The sequence below is a fragment of the Clostridium sp. UBA7339 genome (genome assembly GCF_002470865.1).
Lineage (GTDB): Bacteria > Bacillota > Clostridia > Clostridiales > Clostridiaceae > Clostridium_J > Clostridium_J sulfidigenes.
In genome coordinates, this window is record NZ_DKPI01000014.1 from 590,711 (window position 1) to 613,023 (window position 22,313).

Here is a 22,313-nt window from a genome sequence, read left to right on the forward strand (position 1 = left end):
AAAATAACTTAATAAAGTATGACTATAAATAAAAAATATGCTAGTAAGGATTTTATTCCCTACTAGCTTTTACACTCTTCTGCTGGGTGTATAGAAATATATTGTTCTATATCTGTATGATACTTAAGACTATCATACTTATTTTGTATAATCTCAGGAAAAGTATATTTTCCATTGGCAATATTATTTAAATCATCAACATTAATATTTATTATTGCTATATTCTTTTTTAGAAATAGCTTTTTAATAAATCCTTTTCCATCTACCCACTCCTGTTTCCCTGATATAGGGTGATATGAAAATAAAACGCACAATTTAACATTACGTATATCTAATAACGAAGCTACTTTTCCTAACCATGTAACTCCTATAGTTGTATTGTAATTTTTGCATTCAATAATTATATCTTCTCTCATATATATCGGGAAAACATTAGATGCTATTAAACCTAAATCATTAAATTGAAGAAGCAGATCAATTTCATTTGTATCATTTTTAAGATTTGTTTTTATCTTATATATCGAGCTTTCAAGCATAAGATAATCTGCCAAATTTTCTAGCATTCTTCCTTTCTTAGTGCTTAATTTACCTTGTTCCTGTTTATTTGTACATTTAGGTTGATTTTCATGCAAATTAACTAATTCTTTTAGAGATTCTTTAAACTTCTCAAACGCTTCGTCTTTATTTTTAAATAATAACTTTTTTAAGAATTCAGGATCTTGGTTCGCCAGGTCTTGTAAAAAAGGCAATACACGCATTAATTCATCTTTATTGTCACTTACCTCCACATTATACCTCTCTATACATTTAAAATATTTGTAAAAACAATAACCACATTTTTGAAGTTTTTATACTTAGTGTTATATAAAATTTTGTTAAAACTTGTTATAATTACTTGCATGGGCTTTTAAAAATAGAAACTAGGAGGTTAATATGAGAAAAAACAAAAATGAACTATCCTTTAAATATGCTATGTTTTGGTTTTTATGGGGGTTGGTATGTTGGATAATTGGTCAAATTATTAGTAATAAACCTGTAGATATTTTTTTTATAATAACCATGAGCATATCAACTCTTATCACTGCTCCACTGTCTTACTCATTGGTTAATAAAAACTTTAAAGAAATTAACTTTATCAAGTTTTGTTTTATAGTAGTTCCTCTTTACATACTATTTATGATATTAATAGGGGTAGTGTTATATCTATATGGATTTTTGAGTGCATAAAATAATAAATATTAATCGTATTATAATTAATCTTACATATTAAAGAAACGTTTGTTATATCACTGAATTAATTAGGAAGGAGTTGAAAAAAATGAATGGAATCCTTAAAGTTCTACCAATGTTATTCACTTATTTAGTTAGTTATATAATATTAATGGAAATAGATAAAAAATATTCCTTAATAGTCAAAATAGATTCAAAGCTTAAAATAAAAAAATCTTATAAGCCTGTATTCTATACATCTTCTGCATTAATATTAATTTTAATTTTTGCCGTCATTGGTATGTATTTTATTACTATGTCGGAAACATTTTTCTATATTTTAGCTGGACTTATATTGGGTATTTCACTTAATTTTATAAATATAGCAAAAAAGAATTAATTATAGGTTGTATATACCTTAATTATTCATCAACTTAGATTAATTTCATTAATTTTAATATATTAGAACGGTGATCTAAGTGACTTTATATTTTATAGTATAATAAATGGAACTATAAAATAATCATAGGAGTGACTTATATATGCACAGAGAATTGACTAACAAGTGGAACCCTGTTGACATTAAATATTCTAAGATAAAAATGATAATTTTATTCTTTATTCTCTATTACGTTACTGAGTATTGTATTAAGAGTATAGGAGTAAATCTTAATAAAGTTTCTATTTTTCAAAAACTTATTTTTGCTATAGGCACAATAATACTTCATGAGGTGATTCATTTTATTATAGGCGTAAGTTTTGGAAAGAACAGATGAAAGTTTCATATAGGTTTTATACCTAAAAAAATGGCTTTCTATGCTAACGTAGATGGAACATACAATTTCTTTACTTTAATCCTTTATACAGTTTTACCATTTTGTATAACTACTATTTTATTAGGAGCTATAATGTATACATATAGTATATTAAATGCTATTCTATGGATTATAGTTTTTTACAATTCCTTTATGTTAGTTAGTGATTTATATCAGTTGATTTATATCATAAAAAATTATTCATTATCAAATAAGTTTAAATTATCGGAGTTTGTTTTATATTACAGCAAATAAGCATTGAAATATATCTATTAAAAGTAGTTACTGTAAAAAATGATAATTAGTGTGTTAATCTATACCACTAAAGTTATATCATATATAATGTAATGAAATAAAAAACTTAAATGCTAAAATCATAAAGAGTACATCTATAGAAATATAGGTGTATTTTGTTATAATAAGGTATAATATAGTTAATTAAACATAATTAATATTAAAATATACATATAATTCGATAAAAGTAATATCTATCAAATGCCCATGGGGAGGGGATTTTATTGTGTACCAACTTTGACTTTTTAAAGTCAAAACATATATTTAAAAGATTTGCAACTAGTGCAGTAGAGGCGGAGAAAAGTCTTCTTGTGTCACCTGCTACTTGTGCTATTCTTTCAAGGCGAGCAGTGGAGCTTGCTGTTAAGTGGGTTTATAGTTTTGATAATGATCTTACAGTTCCTTATCAAGATAATATTTCAAGTCTTATTCATGAGACTACCTTTAGGCAGATTATAGACCCATCTTTGTTTTCACTTATTAAATACATAATTAAACTTGGTAATACTGCAGTTCATACAAATGCTAGCATTACAAGGGATGAGGCTGTGCTTTCTCTTAGGAATCTTCATGAAGTGGTAAGATGGATTGATTATTGTTATGCAGATGAATATACTTGTAAAGATTTTAATGAGAGTATTCTAGCACAAGGTGAAGAAAAACGTACAAGACCTCAGGAACTTAGAGACCTTTATGATAGGCTAAGTTCAAAGGATAAAAAACTTGAAGACATACGCAAAGAGAATGAATCTTTACGTAAGACTATGACGGAGCAAAGAATAAGTAATACTGAAAGCTATGACTTTGAAGTTGATGAGCTAAGTGAGGCAGAGACAAGAAAGAAATATATTGATGTTGAGCTTAAGCTGGCAGGGTGGAATATAGGCACGGATTGTCTTGTAGAAGTACCAGTGGAGGGAATGCCTAATGCTGCAGGTACAGGTTTTGTAGATTATGTGCTCTATGGTAATAATGGAAAACCTCTTGCAGTGGTTGAGGCTAAGAAAACAAGTAAGGACCCTAATGTGGGTTCTCAGCAGGCAAGGCTTTATGCAGATTCTTTGGAGCATCAATACATGCAAAGACCTCTTATTTTTACCACCAATGGCTTTGACATAAATTATATCAATGATTCAGAGGACTATCCTCAAAGACCTGTCAGTGGAATTTTCACTAAGGATGAATTACAACTTATAGTTGATAGAAGAAGTAATAAAATCTCCTTTGATAATGTAATGATTAATGATGATATTTCTAACCGTTATTATCAAAAGGAAGCAATTATGTCTGTATGTGAAGCTATAAAAACTAAGCATAGAAAGATGCTTCTCGTTATGGCTACAGGAAGTGGTAAAACAAGAACTGCCATTTCTATAGTTGATATATTAATGAGACATAATCATGTGAAAAATATTTTATTTCTTGCAGATAGGAAGGCCCTTGTGAAGCAAGCTAAGAATAACTTTAGTAATCTACTACCAAGTCTTACTCTTTGCAATTTATTAGATAATAAAGATAATCCAGAGCAAGCTCGAATAATTTTCTCTACATATCCAACTATGATGAACGCTATAGATGAGAAAAGAAGCAAGGATGGACGAAAACTTTTCACTCCTGGACATTTTGACCTTATAATCATTGATGAAAGTCATAGAAGTATTTATAAAAAGTATGGAGATATTTTTCAGCACTTTGATTCTATGCTCCTTGGACTTACTGCAACTCCAAAGGATGATATTGATAAGAATACCTATAGCATTTTTGAGCTGGAGAATAATGTACCAACCTTTGCCTATGAACTAGAAAAAGCTGTAGAGGATGAATTTTTGGTAGATTATAGGTCCATAGAGGTTAAATCTAAGTTTATAGAAAAGGGAATTTATTACGACGACCTTAGTGATGAGGAAAAGGATGAATTTGAAAAAAACTTTGAAGAAGATGAAAATATAGATGATAACATTTCAAATAGTGCTATTAATGAATGGCTTTTTAATGCAAATACTATAGATATGGTTCTTAGAGAGCTTATGGAAAAAGGCCTAAAGGTTGAGGGTGGCGATAAACTTGGAAAAACAATTATCTTTGCAAAAAGTAGTCGCCATGCCCAGGCTATTGTAGATCGGTTTAATATAATCTTTCCAGAGTATGGCTCACATTTTATAAAGCAGATAGATTATAGCATTAACTATGTAGATACCTTGATAGATGATTTTAGTACAAAGGAAAAGATGCCACAAATAGCTGTATCTGTAGATATGCTTGATACTGGTATTGATATCCCTGAAATATTAAACCTTGTGTTCTTTAAAAAGGTACGTTCTAAATCTAAGTTCTGGCAGATGATAGGAAGAGGTACAAGACTCTGTACTGACCTCCTTGGAGTGGGACTTAACAAGGAACAGTTCTATATATTTGATTTTTGTACTAACTTTGAATTCTTTAGAGCTAATCCTAAAGGCATGGAGAGTAAGGGTACCCATAGCTTAACGGAGAGAATCTTTAACACTAAAGTTGATATTTTAAGAGAACTTCAAGATATTAAGTATCAAGAAGAAGATTATATTCATTATAGAAAAGACATCTTAAGGGAACTTTTAGAGGATGTAAGAAGCCTAAATAGAGAAAACTTTAGAGTGAAGCTCCATGAAAGATATGTAGAAATCTATAAAAACAATGAGCCATGGAATGTCTTAGGAACGGGAAGTGTAGCTGATATAAAAGAGTACATCTCACCATTAATTACACCACTTAATGATGATGAACTTGCCAAGAGATTTGATTGTCTTATCTATACAGTGGATCTTGCATATTTGCAAAACAAAAATGCCACAAAGCCTATAAAAGCTATTATTAATACAGCAGAGCAACTTTCTAAATTAGGGACAATCCCAAAGGTTATGGAGCAAAAACATATCATTGAAAAAGTTCTAACTAATGAGTTCTGGGAAAGTGCAGATATCCTTGACCTTGAAGAAGTAAGAAATGCCTTAAGAGACCTTATTAGGTTTATCGAAAAAGATGGCCAAAAGATATATTACACTAACTTTAAAGATGAAATCCTTGAAATCAATGAAAATGGAGCAATGTATAATAGTAATGACCTTAAGGATTATAAGAAAAAGGTGGAGCATTACCTAAAAGAGCATAAAGATGAATTAGCTATATACAAACTTCGTAATAATAAAAAACTCACAAAAGAAGATATGAAAACCTTAGAACGTATCCTATGGAAAGACCTTGGCAGCAAAGCAGAATATGAAAAAGAGTATGGAAATACTCCAGTTACCAAGCTAGTGAGAAAAATAGTAGGACTTCAAAGAGAAGCAGCCAATGAGGCCTTTAGCAAATTTCTTAGTGAAGAGAATCTCAATGTAATACAAATAAGATTTGTAAAACTTATTGTAGACTACATTGTAGCTAATGGAATTATAGAGGATAATAGAGTTCTTATGGAAGAACCCTTCAGAAGTCTTGGCAGTATAACCACCTTATTTAAAGATAACATAAATGATGCAAGAGAAATCATGAATGTTATAACAGATATTAAAAATAATTGTGAGCAAATTGGTTAATGTAAGTGAAAGTGAAATAACTCTATATAAGTAAGAATGAAAAATAAAATGTGAAAAGCTACGTAAATTTTAGATACGTAGCTTTTTATAATAATTAATAAATTCTGTTTCATTTATAAATAAAATTCTCAATACTATTTACTGAGATGTAATATATTCTTTACTCTTAGCTTATTTTTCTAAATTTAACATTATGATGTTGAATTTATATTATTATATATGTAAATAAGTGTAATGTAGAATTATTAAAATTTCATTCAATATAATACTTGGTTATTGGTAATAATTTATTAAACACATTACCTAAAAAAGCTGTAACAGCAACTGCTTCATCTCCAGGCCAAGGTGTAAGTAAAATCAATACAAAACAAATAAAGCCAAACCTAAACTACCATATATTAAAAGGCACTTACCATCAGTAAGTACCTTTTATCAAGGTTTCACTTCATCCTTTTACTTTACCATTCTTTTCTTATCATCAGATAAATCAAGACCTAATGTTCCACCTGGATTCATAATATTATTTGGATCAAAATGATTTTTTAATACCTTGAATACCGCCATTTGATTTTTACCTATTTGACCTTCAAGCCAAGGGGCTGTCATCTTTCCTATTCCATGGTGATGACTCATCGCAGCTCCATACTTCTGAATATTATCAAGTATTCCATATTGATATTCTAAATACTCATCTATTTTATTCATTTTAGCTATAAAAATAAAGTACAGATTTGCACCTTGTGGATAAACATGAGACATATGTGTCATACAAATTGTATTTGGTCTACTTTTGCAGTAAGCTCTTACTCCCTTATGAACGCAATCCATATTCTCCCAATTAACTGAACATTCAAGGGTATCAGTCATAATACCATAATCCTGTAAATCTTCTCTTAAATATGGATCTCTAAACCTTCCGTGCTCCCATGCCTTAGTTACATATCCTGTGGTCGACATGGCTCCATACGCTTTACATATCTTATGAACCTTTTTCCTTACTACCTTTGTAAAACATGTTTCTCCATCTGTAAATCCTAAAAACATACATCTCTCATTTGTCTTATATCCTCTTACAGTCATTATTTTATCAATAATTGTTCCTTCTACTCCATAGAGTTTCATCATAACATCAGTTTCTTCTGGGTCTGATAATCTAAATACTGATGGAAATCCAAATTGCCCTTGCATAATCTCTCTTGCTGCATTTCTAGCATCTTCCCAGTTCTTGAATATATAACTAAATCTCCTTTGATTTTCTGGCATGTATCTAAAAATCTTAAGAGTTACAGAAACTAATATTCCATAGGCACCTTCACTTCCCATCATGATTTCATCGATGGATGGTCCTGTAGCTAATGCAGGATATTCATCGGTTTTTATTTCTCCAGCCGGCGTGATATACTCTTGACATATAACCATATCCTCAATCTTTCCAAAGTAGGTTGAATTCTGACCTGCTCCTCTAGTTACAACCCAGCCTCCAACTGCCGAATATTCAAAGGATTGAGGGAAATGCCCACAGGTATATGCCCTCTTTGCACCAAAGAGTTCCTTTGCTTTATTTAATGTTTCTTCTAGTTTCGGACCTGACATACCAGCTTCTACAGTTATTGTTTGATTTATTTCATTAAAGTTAACTACCTTATTCATATGAACTCTCATATCTAAGGATACTCCACCTTTTACGCACTCAACACCTCTAGTTACAGATGAACCTCCTCCGTAAACATACACTGGTATTTTCTCTTCATTACAGTACTCAACTATTTCTTTTATATCTTCTTTGCTTCTTGGATGTATTACTATATCAGGAATATTTTCAACGATACCTTCTCTAAGTCTCATTGAATCTATCATAGTTTTTCCATAAGCTATTTGAAGCCTTGAATAAGGGTCCATTCTTACATTATTTTCTCCTACTATGTGCTTAAAGTGAGCAATTTGACCTTCTGTTAAAGTAATCTCTTTTTCAAAACTAACCTTTTCTAAACCCATTTTTTGAGGTGTTTTAAAATCATCATCAGTCATTTCAAAGGTTTTCTTCATCAAAGTGTATAATCTAGGATTGGGATGTTTAAATTCCTTAGGGTTTCCCCATTTTAAAATAGATCTATATGATCCTTCTGGTGGTAAATCTTCATACCAATTTGGTGTGAAAATATCTTCATTTTTATTCATAAATAATTCCCCCATTACAATTAAATATCTGGATAATTTGTTATCTTTCCAATATCTGAATATAGTGATTTAAGTCTTCTATATATTCTCTTGTAAACTTTCTTAAAAAGTTTTGAATATATTTCTGTATATTCTTTTTCTGGAGTAAATATTTTTTTATAATGAACCATTTTCTCAATAGCTTCATTGTAAGTTACATATATTCCTAAAGCTACAAAAGTTATAATAGCTGCTCCTAATCCTGACGTCTCATGGGTCGTAGTTTTATAAACCTTTCTATTTAACATACTGGCAGTTATTTGACAAATAGTATCACTTTGAGAGCCGCCTCCTGAAACCATTACATACTTCACTTTTTCCTTAGTTTTTCTTTCTATTTTTTCTATTCCATCTAATAATCCATAATTTATTCCTTCAATAATAGCTCGATAAATATGGCTTCTTGTATGAACATCTCCAAAACCTATAATTGCTCCCTTTGCCTCAGGATATTTTAAACCTGGTCCCCAATATGGTTGAAGCATTAACCCATGGCATCCCGGTGGAACATCCTTTAATCTTTCATTTAATATTTCTTCATAAGAAATGCCTCTTTCTTCTGCTTCCATAGCTTCCTTTCTAGCAAATTCTCTCTTAAACCAACTAATCATCCAATACCCCCTAAAAATTTCAAATTCCGGATTGTAATATCCTGGGATGCAAGCTGGATAAGCTGGCATAAACATTAAAGGCTCTATATATTTTTTTGACATAGTCTGAACTGTAGCTGTTGTTCCAAAACTTAAATTTACCCATTTTTCATTCTTACAACCTGTACCTAAGGTTTCACAACCTTTATCTGATCCTGCTGCAATAACAGGTATTCCAATCTTTAACCCTGTACCCTTTGCAACTTCTGAACTTATTTCCCCAATTCTTTCTCCCACCTCTACAAGCTGAGGTAGTTTTTCTCTTTCAACTCCCGAAATTTCCCATCTATAATCTTTATTTCCTTTTGGCCAATCTTTCTTTTTAAAATTAAAAGGTATATGTCCAATCTGAGATGCTATAGAATCTACAAAATTTCCTGTTAATTTAAAATTTAAATATCCTGAAAGTAATAAATACTTATAAGTGTTTCTCCATATTTCCGGCTGATTTTCCATTATCCAATTTGCTTTACATTTTTTCCTTGAAACCTCTATGGCTTTTTTCATTCCAATTAACCTAAAGAGAAAATCATATTTTTTACTTATAGGTTTTTTACACTCTGCCATCCTCTGATCTAACCATATTATTGCAGGTCTTAATGCTTCCCCATTTTTATCTACATTTATACCTGTATCTCTTTGTGTTGTTACTGATACTGCAAGTATTTCATTAAAAAAAGCAGAATTATTCTCTTTTAGTGCTGTACATACATGACATACACCTTGCCACCAAATCTCTGGATCTTGTTCTGCCCATCCTGGTCTATTTGAAAAGTATGGTTGAAAATCTAGCTTCTCTTTAGCTACTAATGTACCTAATCCATTAAATATCAACGCTCTTACACTTTGTGTCCCACAATCTATGGAGAGAACATATTTATCCTCCATTCGGATACTCCTCCTTTAATATCTCAATCAAACTTGAGGTTGAAATTATATTAACTCCAGTGTTTAATACATTTTCAATTATTACTTCATTTATATCAACATGATTTGTTATTACTACTTTACTTATTTCTCTCATTACATTAAATATTTTACTCTTTGGAATCAGTCCGTCAGTTCTCACCGGTAGTCTTGGCATTTCCTTATATATAGTATTTACTGTTGAAGCAATACTTCTTAATGGATTTTTTATCTCATTAATTCCAAATTCTATGCCTCTTTTGCACTTATTACCTTCCACTAATAGTTCTTCATTTTTTTCAATTATAGTAAGTTTGCAACCATTAGGACACACTATACAGGTGATTTTTTTTAACTCCACCTTATACACCTTCTTTAATTTTACTCATAACCAAATTTAGATTATCCATATTTTTTACAGAAAATGATTTTAAGTTTAAAATTATTTTTTCCATCTCCGGAGGTTTTATTATATTATACTTTTTCATAAATACTACTTTGTTATCTAAGTAAAATTCCACTTTTACATCTTCTATTACATCTTTACTTCTAAAGTAAATTGTTATATCTTTATCTATAGAATTTAAATCTATGCTTTGTGGTACTACATATAGAAATTCTTTTTTATCAAAGGTTATATCCACTAATTTTCTATAACTATTTTCTTCATAAGTTGCTGCCTGTTCTCCAGCATATTTCCCACTTTCTGATACATAATCTACTAAATCATTAACATGAAGAGAATTTCCACAGGAAAATACCCCATTTACACTTGTCCTAAAGTTATGATCTACCTTTGGTCCTTTGGTTAATGGATCAATTTCTATATTCAAACTTTCTGCTACCTCATTTTCTGGTATTAATCCTACTGATAATATTAATCCATCACACTTAATTATCTCTTCTGTTCCATCAATGAGCTTCATATTTTCGTCAACTCTACATGTTTCAACTGCTGAAACTTTGCTCTCCCCTATTACCCTAGTTACTGTATGGGATAAATGTAATGGAATATTATAATCTTCTAAGCATTGCATAATATTTCGGCTTAATCCTGAAGGAGTACTTTTCATTTCATACACACCTATAACCTTGGCACCTTCCAAGGTTAACCTTCTAGCCATAATTAATCCAATATCTCCACTTCCTAAAATCACACAGTTTTTACAAGGTAGATAACCCATGATATTTGTTAAATATTGTGCTGTTCCTGCTGAATATATGCCAGCAGGTCTATCTCCATTTATAAAAACTTGTCTAGACGTTCTCTCTCTACACCCGTTGGCTAAAACTAACGCCTTAGAGCTAACCTGAAAAACATCTTCTCTTGAATTTATTAAGGTTAATATAAAACTTTCTCCTACCTTTTCTACTTTACTTACAAATGTTGATGTATATATTGATATATCTTTTTCCATAATCTTTCTCATATATCTATCGGCATATTCTGGTCCACTAAGTGTTTCATTGAAGGTAATTAATCCAAATCCATCATGAATACATTGTTTTAATATTCCACCTAATTTTTTTTCTCTTTCAACAATTAATGTTTTACTTCCCTTCTCATTAGATGCTAATGCTGCTGCAAGCCCCGCTGGACCTCCACCTATAACTATTACATCAAAGTGAAATTTATTGTCTTTCATTTAATTTCACCTCATTATCATTTATTGTAAGATTATTATATTTACTTTGTACTTTTTCTATAAGAATGTTAGAATATTTACCTTTCTTAGTTATTTCATCAAAACTTTTACCATATTCCTCATTAATAATCTTTAATACCTGTGGCAAACAAAATCCTCCTTGACATCTGCCTGCCCCAGCCTTAACTCTTCTTTTAATAGCATCTACTGTATCCACTTTTATTGGACTTCTTAAAGCATCCTGAACTTCACCTTTGCTTATTTCCTCGCATCTACAAATTATTTCACCATATTCTGGTTTCTCTTTTATTAGCTTAGCCTTTTCCTCAAAGGACATATTTCTTACTTCTGGTATTCCTTTTCTTATTGGATTCCAATAATCTTTTTTCTTTAACTGTATTTTTTCAGCTAGTAATCTACAGGTTATCTTCTCAATTTCCTCTGCTATAGCTGGTGCAGATGCAAGACCTGGTGATTGGATACCTGCTGCATAAATTAAATTATCAACACGTTCAGATCGTTCAATGATAAAATCTTCTTCATAAGTAGCGGCTCTTATTCCCGCATAATATGTTATTACATCACCATTAGATAATTTAGGTACTACAGGTAAATGCTTTCTTAATATATTCTCTATATTTGTTGAATTTGTAGAATAATCTTCTCTAAAGGGTTGTTCATAAGCATCAGGCCCTACCAATATATTTCCATCTATTGTTTTTACAATACCTCCACCCTTAGTATTTCCTTTAGTCAGATTTAAGCTTGGTTTAGCTACCACTCCATTAATTAAAGAACCTTTCTTTCTATCTAATATTAACGTCTCTCCTTTCCTTGGATGTATTGTGAAAAACTGATCACCTGCCATGTTAGCAATTTTATCAGCAAAGATTCCAGCTGCATTTATAATTACGTTAGGATATATTAATCCTCTATTTGTATTTACTCCAATAATCTCATTTCCATCCATAAGGAATGATTCTACTAAGGTATCTAAGGAAAACTCAACTTCATTCATAGCTGCATTTTCTGCAAAAGCATAGGTCATCCTATAAGGAGATAATATACCTGTTGTTCCAAAATGAACTGCCCCAACTATATTATCCGTCACATTTGGTTCTATTTTTTTTACCTGTGCCTTATTTAAAATAACTACATCCTTTACTCCAGCCTTCCGTGCTCTATTCATAAGGTAAGGTTTAGCTAACCTTATAAATCCTCTATCAAAAAGCACTGTAGAGCCACATCTTTCAAAAGGTACCCCTAGCTCCTTTGTAATCTTTGAATAAAGCTCATTACCTCTAACATTAAATATGGATTTTTTACTTCCTATAGGAGCTTCTATACCTGGATGTATCATCCCATCATTTCTTGATGATGTGTGCATTGCCAAATCTGATTCTTTTTCAAGCAATAAAATAGACATTTCCCACTTTGCAAGCTCTCTAGCAATAGCACATCCTATAACTCCTCCTCCAATAATGAGTACATCTACCCTTTTCCCATTTAAATTTGAATCTCTTATAATCGGTGCTTTAATTAGAGGTATTTTTAAATCCTTCACAGTTATTTTATTTACTACACCCTTATATCCTCTTTTAGCAGCAAGTTTACCGGCTTTAATAACCATATCCCAACTCTCTACCTGTCCTTCTAAAATGATGGAAGAGTTCCATTCTCTGCAGTAAATCTCTTTATTAACCTCTTTTTGTATAAGTTTTTGAACCTTTTCATATTTTTTTATCATTACATATCCCTTCCTTAGGATGTTCGGACATCTTAACTTCTCTGTATATACTATGATTTAACTATAAAATAAATACTTATTTTTAATAATTTATCATAGGTACATAGTATAAATTTTCTGGAACTATAAAATTTAAATAATAGAATGGTTCTTCATTATTTTCTTCATATATCCATCTTTCCATAACTAATACTCTTGTAGTTTCATCTATTTCTAACAGACTTTTTTCTTCGCTATTAGGAATTCTAATAGTTATCGTCTGATCTACCTTTGATATGTCTACCTTTAAATCATTTATAATCATGCTTGCCAAGGATTTTTTAAAATCAAATTTACTATTATCATTAGAAAACCGCTGTGAAAAATATGAATTCTCAATGGCTACTGGGATTTCCTCAACAGTTCTTAACCTTTTTACATAAAGGCACTTTTGATTTATTTTCCATCTCATCTTATTTGTTAATTCTTCGGCTGGGATAAAAAAATTCTCATCTAGTATTTTGTTGCTAATCTTTATTCCCTTAGTTCTTAATGTAAAAGTTAGACTAATAAGTGGCTCAAATCCCAAAGAAGGCTTATCTCTTAAAACAAAGGTACCAATTCCTTGTTTCTTATACAGATATCCTTGACTAACTAATAAGTCTATCGCTTGTCTTATTGTAGCTCTACCTACTTCATAGTTCTCCATCAGTTCCCTTTCAGTTGGAATTCGAGAATTAACCTCCCATCTACCACTTATAATTGCCTTGGTTATTTCTTCTTTTACTTGTATATATAACGGTGTTTTATTATATCTATCTATCATTATTAATTCCTCCAATGTTTTTTATATTTATATGCTGGATGATTTATATGATTACCAATTTATTAACATGTTGAGGATTATTTATATCTTATGATTTATATTGTTAAACTATAAAAAGGCAACCTGAAACTATTTTTCAGGCTGCCTTATATAATATTTTATAATATACTAACACCAATTTATTTAACTTTCCTATGATATTTTAAAATGAACATATTTCTCAAGAATAACTTACTTTTGAAATTATTTTTAAACTTATATGTGATTATCAATTGATTTCATTGTCTTTGAATACTTCTTATAGAAAAAATATCCTAACACTGCCCATAAAATCACCAATACCATAGAAGGTCTACTTAATCTTGCAGGAGAACCTGGTATTATCAATAATCCTATGAATACTAGCCCTATAAAAGCTCCCAATGCTGAAAAATATTTGTCAACTCCTATTGAGTTTTTAAACCCAATATAACATACATAAAAATATGCTACTGCTGCTAGTAAGGATGACATATCTACAATATAGATAATAACTTCTCTACCAAACCATGGTGCTATTAAACTTACTACGGCTATAAATTTAACTCCATTTTCGAAAACACCATTTTTATTTTTCTCTTTGTACTTTGATGGGATAAGTTTATATCTGGATAAAGCTCCAATTAACTTGCTACTCCCTAACATAAACCCATTTATACCACCTGCTACTGCACCAGCTAGGGATATTATTAGTAGGATAAAGCCTATATATCCCATATTATCAAGTACTGCAGACCCTAAAGCCCACTGCTCCAATAAGGCTTTCTCTGGAGTATAAACTAGACCTGTTGTAATATTTAATAGGTTATAAAAAAGTGCTCCAGCAAATATTGCTAGTAATGCCATTCTTGTAGCTTTTGGTGCTTCAAAATTCAAATCTGTGGATACTTGCGGTATTACATCAAAGCCAACAAACAAGAAGGGTACTATAGCAAAAACTTTTACTACTTCAGTAATATTAAACTTATAGTTATTAATATAGGTATCCCTAATCAAGCTGTGGTCTACCTTCATAAACATGAAAGCAAACACTATAATTACATTTACCACCATTAATAAAATTAAAATGTTCTGTACCATGGAACTTAATTTCAATCCTTTGATATTAATATAAGCAAATACAAGAATTATCAAGCTGGCAATGATAACCTCTGACAAGTATACTGGATAACCTGCTACTTGATATAGATATATAAAGTCCACTACTGAACCAAATAACCTTTTAAGCACCAATACAAAGGCTGTGGCATTAAGTGGAACCATACTTATATAACACAATGTCAAGGACCAGCCTACTATAAATCCATTTCCCTTTCCTAAGTTATTGTAAGTATAAGAGAATTCTCCCCCATCTTCATTATGCTTCTCCATCATTATGTGATAACCCTTTTGTATAAAAACAATAGCAAGACCACCAAGTATAAAACCGATGGCCGTGCTAATAATACCACTTTCATGGAGAAACTTTGAACCTGGCAAGGTAAATGAACCCCATCCAATAATAGATCCTAATGCTAAGGCTAATATGTCTATTCTGTTCAACTTTTTCTTCATAAAATTCAATCCTTAATTAAAATTATATTCTGTAACTATCTTTGCTCTTCCTGTTACTTGATCTTGATAATATTCATAGCAACAAATACCTAGATAAGAACCAGATATATTGATCACATTATCATATCCACTATTTTGTAATGCCATTACTGCATTATAACTTCTTTGACTTGAACGACAATGTAAATATACAGGTTTATCCTTTGGTATTTCAGACATTCTTTCTCTGATTTCACTTAATGGAATATTTACTGAATTCTTAAGATGTCCTTGTTCATATTCATGCTTCTCTCTTACATCTACAATAAATTCGTCGTTTTCTACTAACTCCCTAACTATCGTTACTGGTACTTGTCTAAACTTACCATATAATAAATTTAGTCCTACTAAAGCTGCAAAATTAACTACATCTTTTGCTGTTCCAAATAAAGGAGCATAACATAACTCTAATTCCTTTAAATTCTCTAAGGTTCCACCCATTGTTATCATTGTTGCAATTACATCTATTCTCTTATCTACATTTCCTTTTCCTATAGCCTGTGCTCCAAGAATTCTTCCTGTTGGATATTCATATATTAATTTGAAATGCATTGGATTACTATCTGGCATTAATCCAACTTTATCTCCTGGAATAATATATACAAAATCATAAGAAATCCCTGCTGCTTTAGCAGTTTTCTCATTTAATCCTGTAGAAGCTGCTCCTAGATCAAATACTTGAACTACAGATGATCCTATAACTCCATTATTATTGTGATGAATATTATACATATTATCAGCTGCTGCCCTAGCCTGTCTTTGAGCTGGTCCTGCTAAAGCCAGCCTTGAAGTTTTATGTGTTAAGCGATTATAAACTTCTATAGCATCACCTACAGCATATATATCTTTGTCATTAGTCAAATAGTTATGATCAACTTTAATGCCCCCAGTTACTCCAATTTCAAGTCCTGCATCCTTAGCTAATCCTGTTTCAGGACTAACACCAATTGCCATTACTACAACTTTTGCAGCCACCCTTTTACCTGATTGTAATTCTACAAAGTCTTCATCTATCTTCTTAACTCCATCACTTAATATAAGGTTTACTCCCTTATCCATCATTTCCTTGTGAAGTATTTGAGCCATATCATAGTCAAAAGGACTCATTATTTGATCAAGTGCTTCTATAAGACTTACATTCTTATCTGCTAAACATAGGTTTTCCGCTACTTCAACCCCTATAAAACCACCACCAACAACAGCAATATCCTTAATATTGTTACTATCAATATAATTCTTTAATTTCTTTATATCAACTACATTTCTTACTGTAAATACATTGGAACCTGTTACTCCTTCAATACTTCTTGGCAATATTGGATTAGCCCCTGGAGATAAAACTAATTTGTCATAGGACTCTTCATATTCTTCTCCTGTAAGAAGGTTCTTAACTACTACTTTTTTATCATCTCTTATAATTTTTATAACTTCACTATTAACTCTAGCTTCAATATTATATTGATTTTTGAACTGTGTTGGACACATTAAAACTAAATCGTCACCATTTTCCACCATGCCACTTAAATGAAATGGTAAAGCGCAGTTAGAAAAAGATACATGAGGTCCCTTCTCAAACATAATTATTTCTGCTTTTTCATCAATTCTACGTACTCTTGCTGCAACTGAAGCTCCTCCAGCAACTCCTCCAATAATTAAAATTCTTTTACCCATAACAATGATACCTCCTTTTAATGTTGCTTAAATAGTCTTTTAGCTAGTGTATTTCCTACAATACCACCAACTACCATGAAAATTAAGAAAATCCAACCGGAAAGTGAGAAATTTGCAATTGGAGTATATAATGCTCCTACATTACATCCATTCGCAAGTCTAGTACCTAATCCCATAGTAATTCCGCCTAGTGCATATAGTAATACTTCTCTTACTGTAATGTGCATCTCTGACATAAATGTTTTCTTAAACTTACCAGCAGTTAACAAGTATATACTAGTTCCAATGAGTATTCCAAAGTTTTGCACTGAAACAGCATGTTCAAAGAATGGAACAAGATACGCCTTTGCTGGCATTTGAGTAAAGGCTGCCAAAGATTCTGGTGAAATTCCAAATATCATCAAGAATTTACCAAACCATATTCCATAAGGAGTAGATGCGCCCCATCCAGCCTTAGTAATTCCCATTAACAAAGCAAATAATATCCCTATAACTACAGCCCCTTGCACTAATGTCCAAGGTTTTACAAATAATCTGTTGTATGTTGTTTCACTTAAAAGCTTGTAATTCTTAGTGTCTAACACTTCATTTTCATCCTGTACCTTTTCCATTGAGTGACCAGTATAAGTATTATTTTGCTTACGACTTCTCTCGTAACTGTATGATATAAATACAACTACTCCACAAAATAATGCCATTAATACTAAGGCACCTAGATATCCTTCAAGACCATCCCATTTAAATAGATCTGGTAGGAATACACCTCCTGCCAACTTTTCACCTACTGGAGTTGAAAACCAAGAGTTCTTAACCCATCCTACAGTATTTTGTATAGGGAATCCTAAGAATACTCCTAACCCAAAGAAGATTAATGTAATAAACGCTCTAGGAAGACCTGTTATTAAGTCCGTAAGTACTCCTGATGCACAACATGATGAAAATGACATACCAAACCCAAATAGTATTGCCCCTAATATAAGACCAAAGTTAATTGGGTTTATCCACAGATCGTAACTAGCTGGATCTGCCTTGAATAAAAATGCAGTAGTCAATAAAGATGAGATAAAGAACAAGAACATTAGTGTCCTCATTAATTTTGTTGATCCTGTGTTAAATGCACGATTAACACTACCTGCAAATCCTGTATAAGCCCTAGATAAAGCATAACCTAATCCCACACCCACTAAAAGTCTAAAAAATAGCATGTCAGTTTTTAATAATGTCTTTCCTAAAAGTAATACTAGTAAAATTCCTATAAATCCTAAAATTTGTTCAGTCTTTTTCATTTTTTTCCTCCTTATACTTTTAATTTAAAATTCAGTGTGATTTTTTTAACAATATTTGGTACAAAGTGGTTGTGTTTTCGTTTACATCATGACTTGTTATCTTTATAATAAAATTTTATTACATATTATTCTTTTTCCATAGAAACTAAATGTTATATACCATAACACTTCCCTTTAACCAATTTTAAAATATGCCTAATAAAAATAAATATATTTATTTCTGTGTAATATACTAGTAAAATAGAATATATGTATAATTATTTTTAGGATGTGACTATATGAATCTTGAATATCTTGAATCATTTTATATAACAGTGAAATATAATAGTATCTCAAAAGCAGCACAAATTCTTCACCTTACCCAACCTGGTCTCAGTGGTCAGCTTAAGAGCTTAGAAAATGAATTAGGTGTAAATCTTTTAAATCGAAGTAATAAAGGTGTAGAATTAACAGAAGAAGGAAAAGTAGTATTTAACTATGCAGATACTTTACTTTCTATTCAAGGAAATATTAAAAGAGATTTGATTAACTTGCATCACGAGCAACCAAAGTTAATGATTGGTGCTTGCAAAAGTGTGGGTGAATATGCTCTTCCTTGTAGTATTTTTACCTTTAAACATCTCCATGAAGAAGTTGACATTCGTATGGAGGTAATAAATTCAAGGGAAGTTATTCAAAAACTACAAGAACACGATATTAATATTGGAATCATTCAGCATGATCCAATGTTAAATGATATTTCTACTCAACCTATTATTTCGGATGAGCTTTTGCTAGTAGGAAATAGTGATAATTCACCTAAAAGAATTTCTATGGAAGAATTAAAACATATTCCACTAATTTTACGAGAACAAAATTCTGGAACTAGATATGTAATTGAAAAATCATTAAAAGAAAAAAATGTAACTGTAGAAGAGTTAAATGTGATTTATGATTTAAATTCTCCCGAATCTATTAAGTCTTCTATTCTTTCGGGAAAAGGTCTTTCTTTTTTACCAAAATTAACAGTTGCTCAAGAACTAAAAAAACAGTCTATTCAAATCGTTGAAGTAGAGGATTTTAAAATTTCTTTCAGTTATTATATAGCTTCAAGAAAAAAATATACACTTACAAAGCACGAGCAAATGTTTGTAGATTTTATAATTTCTAATAAAAGAGGTTTTTGTTAAAAAAAGAGGACACATGTCCTCTTTTCCATTTTTATATAAAGAATTTAACTAAAATCTTAACTCCTACCCATGTACCCAACATTACAAAAATACCAAAAACCCAAGCGTGTAAGGAAAAAGACGGTATGCCGCTGAAAAAAGCACCAATGTTACAACCAACGGCAAGCCTAGTTCCATATCCCATCATAATTCCTCCTAAAAGAGCAATTATAAACTGCTTTTTACTCTTTATTTTCTTCCATTTAAATTGGGAAGCTAATAACGTTGCAACTAAAGATCCTAAAATAACACCTATATTTAAAATTGTATATTGATTAATAAATATGTTTCCATTGGAAATTATAGGACCGTAGTAAGATTGAAAATGACTAAAATACTCCCATTTAAAGGGGTCTAACCCAAACCATTGTAGTATGCCAATACCCCATAATAAAAAACCACTAGTTATTTGCCAGCTTATACCAATTAGACCTAGTAAAATTACATTCATTACTCCTAATAAAATTCCACCTACCCAATAAGGCCAAGGTTTCTTAAGATATTTTATTATAGACTTCATTTTATCTCTCCCCTATTTTCCTTTTGGCTTTTGAATATATACTTCCCACTCTCCTCTACCTAATTCCACAAGCTGTATGGGATATTCCTTTTCTAGTGCCCACTTCTCTATATCAATTGCTACACAACTATGATCGCAATTAAGAATTAAAATATCTCCTGGCTCCATTGTTTTAAGCTCCTGCATTGCCCTTAGCAAAGGAATAGGACATAATTCGCTTAAACAATCTACCTTTCTTACTGTCATATAAGCTCCTCCATTACAATTATTTCAAATGTCTATTTTCATACCTTAATGCTAATTTATATAAAATTATTAATACAACTATCTGCACTAAAACAACAATTTTCAAATCAAAATGCTCTAAAAAGTAAATGGTCTTAGCATCCTTAATAAAATGCTCATACCAAAAAGAATAATCCTTAGCTCCTAGTAAGGTTCCAATTATGAATCCTATAAGGACAACCCAGTGTAAAGCATGTCCTTCTCCTATTCTCATCAATACACCTGAAGCACAGCCTCCAGCTAAAACCATTCCAATACCAAATATGAAAGCACCAATCATTACATGAATACCTACTGAACTAACTGCTCCTGGAATCAAATTGTAATCAATACCTTTATTATGAATATATCCAGATTGAATTACAGCAAAACCTACAGTACTTACAATCATAGCTAGTATCATCCCTCTTAACCCTCTTGTATTTCCACTAGTAAAAGGATCTCTAAATGCTGCTGTAAAACAAAATCTCGAATATCTTAAAATAATACCAATTATAATACCTACACCTAAACATACAGCATAATTAAACTTGCTTTTCCAAAGTATAGCACACATTATTAATGTAATTAAAAGCAATGCAACACTGTAAGGAATCTGAGAATTTTCCTTTTTTACTTGACCTTGCCGTTGCTTAATCAATTCATCCATTTCTTTTGACAACATATTATCATCCCTTTAAATAAAATTAATATTTCGTGCCTCAAAATTATATATTATGCCCATATCATAAACCAATAATATATATTGGTCAATATTTTAATAAAAAAACAATTTGCTACCAATACTAAAATTATGGTAGCAAATCATATTTATATTTACATGAATTTTCTTTTATATAAAATGTTATTTTTTCAGATGATTTATTTAAAAACACCCTAAACTAATCTTCATGAAGCCAGCATCTAGACCAATGTCCTTTAAAAACCTCTTTTAAATCTGGCAATTCACTTCTGCATTTATCACAGGCTTCATGACAACGATCTGAAAATCTACATCCCTTTGATAATTGTGATAGATGTGGAACATATCCTTCAATTGTATCTAATCTCCTTTTTTTATCATCTATTCTTGGAATACATTCCATAAGCTTTTTAGTATATGGATTTATAGGCTCTTCAAATAGTTCTTTATTTGGTGCTATTTCCATAACTTTTCCACAATACATTACCACTACTTCATCTGCCATCTCTGCTACTACTCCCAAATCATGGGTATTTAATATTATGGACATATTGTATTCACTATTAAGTTTACGTAATAGATCTAAAATTTCTGCTTGAATTGTAACATCCAAAGCCGTTGTAGGTTCATCTGCTATTAATATTTTAGGATTACAAGCTATTGCCATTGCTATCATAAGTCTTTGTCTCATTCCCCCACTAAACTGATTAGGGAGCTGATGATATCTTTCTTCTCCATCCGTAATACCAACGGCTTTCATTAACTCTATAACAACCTTTTGAGCTTCCTTCTTACTAATTTTTTTATGAATTATGAGAGCTTCTGCAATCTGTTCTCCTACCTTATTCATAGGATTTAATGTTGTCATTGGATCCTGATATATCATAGATATTTCATTTCCCCTTATTTGTCTCATTGCCTTTTCACTCTTTTTAAGCAAATTTTCTCCTTTATAATGTATTTCTCCATGAATTATTTTTCCTGGAGCATCAATTAACCCCATGATAGATAAAGCAGTCACACTTTTACCACTTCCAGACTCTCCGATAATCGCCATTGTTTTACCTTCATCTAGGGTAAAGTTTATATCATCTACTGCAGGATATTCCTTTCCGTTCAAATAAAAATATGTTTTTAAATTCTTAACCTGAAGTAATGTCATCTTATC

The 22,313-nt window shown here is 31.0% G+C and carries 19 protein-coding genes; 5 read left to right on the forward strand and 14 right to left on the reverse strand.

Annotation, left to right across the window (positions count from 1 at the left end; all coding sequences use genetic code 11):
• Positions 1–62 precede the first annotated feature (62 nt).
• Positions 63–788 carry a hypothetical protein gene (locus B2S02_RS17070; RefSeq protein ID WP_346921070.1) on the reverse strand — a complete coding sequence of 242 codons (726 nt, stop codon included), beginning with the start codon at positions 786–788 and terminating at the stop codon, positions 63–65.
• A 145-nt stretch (positions 789–933) separates the two neighbouring features.
• Between B2S02_RS17070 and B2S02_RS17075 the strand changes: the two genes are divergently transcribed.
• The 4 genes from B2S02_RS17075 (at position 934) to B2S02_RS17090 (ending at position 5,890) form a co-directional block, all read left to right on the forward strand.
• Positions 934–1,227, forward strand: a complete 294-nt coding sequence (locus B2S02_RS17075; RefSeq protein WP_346847643.1) for a hypothetical protein — start codon at positions 934–936, stop codon at positions 1,225–1,227.
• Positions 1,228–1,318: 91 nt separating this feature from the next.
• Entirely contained in the window at positions 1,319–1,609 is a 291-nt protein-coding gene (locus tag B2S02_RS17080) for a hypothetical protein (protein ID WP_346847644.1), read from the forward strand.
• Between the two features lie 142 nt (positions 1,610–1,751).
• Positions 1,752–1,985, forward strand: a complete 234-nt coding sequence (locus B2S02_RS17085) for a hypothetical protein (protein ID WP_346878177.1) — start codon at positions 1,752–1,754, stop codon at positions 1,983–1,985.
• A 557-nt stretch (positions 1,986–2,542) separates the two neighbouring features.
• Complete coding sequence (locus B2S02_RS17090) at positions 2,543–5,890, forward strand: DEAD/DEAH box helicase family protein (RefSeq protein ID WP_346921071.1); 3,348 nt, start codon at positions 2,543–2,545, stop codon at positions 5,888–5,890.
• A 453-nt stretch (positions 5,891–6,343) separates the two neighbouring features.
• On the opposite strand, the gene B2S02_RS17095 is transcribed toward B2S02_RS17090, so the two are convergent.
• The 9 genes from B2S02_RS17095 to B2S02_RS17135 all read right to left on the reverse strand — a co-directional run bounded on the left by B2S02_RS17095 (position 6,344) and on the right by B2S02_RS17135 (position 18,450).
• The gene (locus tag B2S02_RS17095; protein ID WP_346921072.1) at positions 6,344–8,068 is read right to left on the reverse strand and encodes an FAD-binding oxidoreductase; all 1,725 of its coding nucleotides are present in this window, start codon (positions 8,066–8,068) and stop codon (positions 6,344–6,346) included.
• A gap of 20 nt (positions 8,069–8,088) precedes the next feature.
• Positions 8,089–9,645: an FGGY-family carbohydrate kinase gene (locus B2S02_RS17100; protein ID WP_346921073.1), complete on the reverse strand. Its 1,557-nt coding sequence runs from the start codon at positions 9,643–9,645 to the stop codon at positions 8,089–8,091.
• A complete protein-coding gene (locus B2S02_RS17105; protein WP_343826045.1) occupies positions 9,635–10,024 on the reverse strand; it encodes a DUF1667 domain-containing protein in 390 nt (129 codons plus the stop codon). The genes B2S02_RS17100 and B2S02_RS17105 overlap by 11 nt, the downstream gene beginning before the upstream one ends.
• A 1-nt stretch (position 10,025) precedes the next feature.
• Positions 10,026–11,309 (reverse strand): NAD(P)/FAD-dependent oxidoreductase, encoded by a 1,284-nt coding sequence (locus B2S02_RS17110; RefSeq protein WP_346876623.1) that lies wholly within the window; start codon positions 11,307–11,309, stop codon positions 10,026–10,028.
• Positions 11,296–13,056, reverse strand: a complete 1,761-nt coding sequence (locus B2S02_RS17115) for an FAD-dependent oxidoreductase (protein ID WP_346921074.1) — start codon at positions 13,054–13,056, stop codon at positions 11,296–11,298. Before B2S02_RS17115 ends, B2S02_RS17110 begins: the two co-directional genes overlap by 14 nt.
• An 82-nt stretch (positions 13,057–13,138) precedes the next feature.
• Complete coding sequence (locus tag B2S02_RS17120; RefSeq protein ID WP_346876625.1) at positions 13,139–13,861, reverse strand: GntR family transcriptional regulator; 723 nt, start codon at positions 13,859–13,861, stop codon at positions 13,139–13,141.
• Positions 13,862–14,116: 255 nt separating this feature from the next.
• Positions 14,117–15,454: an APC family permease gene (locus B2S02_RS17125; RefSeq protein ID WP_346921075.1), complete on the reverse strand. Its 1,338-nt coding sequence runs from the start codon at positions 15,452–15,454 to the stop codon at positions 14,117–14,119.
• Positions 15,455–15,466: 12 nt separating this feature from the next.
• Entirely contained in the window at positions 15,467–17,164 is a 1,698-nt protein-coding gene (locus B2S02_RS17130) for an FAD-dependent oxidoreductase (protein ID WP_346876627.1), read from the reverse strand.
• A gap of 17 nt (positions 17,165–17,181) precedes the next feature.
• Positions 17,182–18,450 carry a YeeE/YedE family protein gene (locus B2S02_RS17135; RefSeq protein WP_346921076.1) on the reverse strand — a complete coding sequence of 423 codons (1,269 nt, stop codon included), beginning with the start codon at positions 18,448–18,450 and terminating at the stop codon, positions 17,182–17,184.
• Between the two features lie 278 nt (positions 18,451–18,728).
• Between B2S02_RS17135 and B2S02_RS17140 the strand changes: the two genes are divergently transcribed.
• On the forward strand, positions 18,729–19,619 hold the full coding sequence (locus tag B2S02_RS17140) for a LysR family transcriptional regulator (RefSeq protein WP_346921077.1): 891 nt from the start codon (positions 18,729–18,731) through the stop codon (positions 19,617–19,619).
• Positions 19,620–19,650: 31 nt separating this feature from the next.
• Here B2S02_RS17140 and B2S02_RS17145 read toward each other — a convergent pair whose 3' ends face one another.
• From B2S02_RS17145 to B2S02_RS17160, 4 genes are all read right to left on the reverse strand, one after another.
• Positions 19,651–20,178 carry a YeeE/YedE thiosulfate transporter family protein gene (locus B2S02_RS17145; protein ID WP_150841602.1) on the reverse strand — a complete coding sequence of 176 codons (528 nt, stop codon included), beginning with the start codon at positions 20,176–20,178 and terminating at the stop codon, positions 19,651–19,653.
• Positions 20,179–20,190: 12 nt separating this feature from the next.
• Complete coding sequence (locus tag B2S02_RS17150) at positions 20,191–20,424, reverse strand: sulfurtransferase TusA family protein (RefSeq protein WP_035132122.1); 234 nt, start codon at positions 20,422–20,424, stop codon at positions 20,191–20,193.
• Positions 20,425–20,443: 19 nt separating this feature from the next.
• Entirely contained in the window at positions 20,444–21,124 is a 681-nt protein-coding gene (locus B2S02_RS17155) for a YeeE/YedE thiosulfate transporter family protein (protein WP_346921115.1), read from the reverse strand.
• A 220-nt stretch (positions 21,125–21,344) separates the two neighbouring features.
• Positions 21,345–22,307 (reverse strand): ABC transporter ATP-binding protein, encoded by a 963-nt coding sequence (locus tag B2S02_RS17160; protein ID WP_346847655.1) that lies wholly within the window; start codon positions 22,305–22,307, stop codon positions 21,345–21,347.
• Positions 22,308–22,313 lie beyond the last annotated feature (6 nt).

Coding starts and splice junctions, on each gene's coding strand:
- B2S02_RS17115 (WP_346921074.1), bottom strand. CDS start 13,056: ATGATAAAAAAATATGAAAAGGTTCAAAAACTTATACAAAAAGAGGTT.
- B2S02_RS17120 (WP_346876625.1), bottom strand. CDS start 13,861: ATGATAGATAGATATAATAAAACACCGTTATATATACAAGTAAAAGAA.
- B2S02_RS17110 (WP_346876623.1), bottom strand. CDS start 11,309: ATGAAAGACAATAAATTTCACTTTGATGTAATAGTTATAGGTGGAGGT.
- B2S02_RS17125 (WP_346921075.1), bottom strand. CDS start 15,454: ATGAAGAAAAAGTTGAACAGAATAGACATATTAGCCTTAGCATTAGGA.
- B2S02_RS17085 (WP_346878177.1), top strand. CDS start 1,752: ATGCACAGAGAATTGACTAACAAGTGGAACCCTGTTGACATTAAATAT.
- B2S02_RS17150 (WP_035132122.1), bottom strand. CDS start 20,424: ATGACAGTAAGAAAGGTAGATTGTTTAAGCGAATTATGTCCTATTCCT.
- B2S02_RS17080 (WP_346847644.1), top strand. CDS start 1,319: ATGAATGGAATCCTTAAAGTTCTACCAATGTTATTCACTTATTTAGTT.
- B2S02_RS17145 (WP_150841602.1), bottom strand. CDS start 20,178: ATGAAGTCTATAATAAAATATCTTAAGAAACCTTGGCCTTATTGGGTA.
- B2S02_RS17100 (WP_346921073.1), bottom strand. CDS start 9,645: ATGGAGGATAAATATGTTCTCTCCATAGATTGTGGGACACAAAGTGTA.
- B2S02_RS17160 (WP_346847655.1), bottom strand. CDS start 22,307: ATGACATTACTTCAGGTTAAGAATTTAAAAACATATTTTTATTTGAAC.
- B2S02_RS17135 (WP_346921076.1), bottom strand. CDS start 18,450: ATGAAAAAGACTGAACAAATTTTAGGATTTATAGGAATTTTACTAGTA.
- B2S02_RS17130 (WP_346876627.1), bottom strand. CDS start 17,164: ATGGGTAAAAGAATTTTAATTATTGGAGGAGTTGCTGGAGGAGCTTCA.
- B2S02_RS17140 (WP_346921077.1), top strand. CDS start 18,729: ATGAATCTTGAATATCTTGAATCATTTTATATAACAGTGAAATATAAT.
- B2S02_RS17075 (WP_346847643.1), top strand. CDS start 934: ATGAGAAAAAACAAAAATGAACTATCCTTTAAATATGCTATGTTTTGG.
- B2S02_RS17095 (WP_346921072.1), bottom strand. CDS start 8,068: ATGAATAAAAATGAAGATATTTTCACACCAAATTGGTATGAAGATTTA.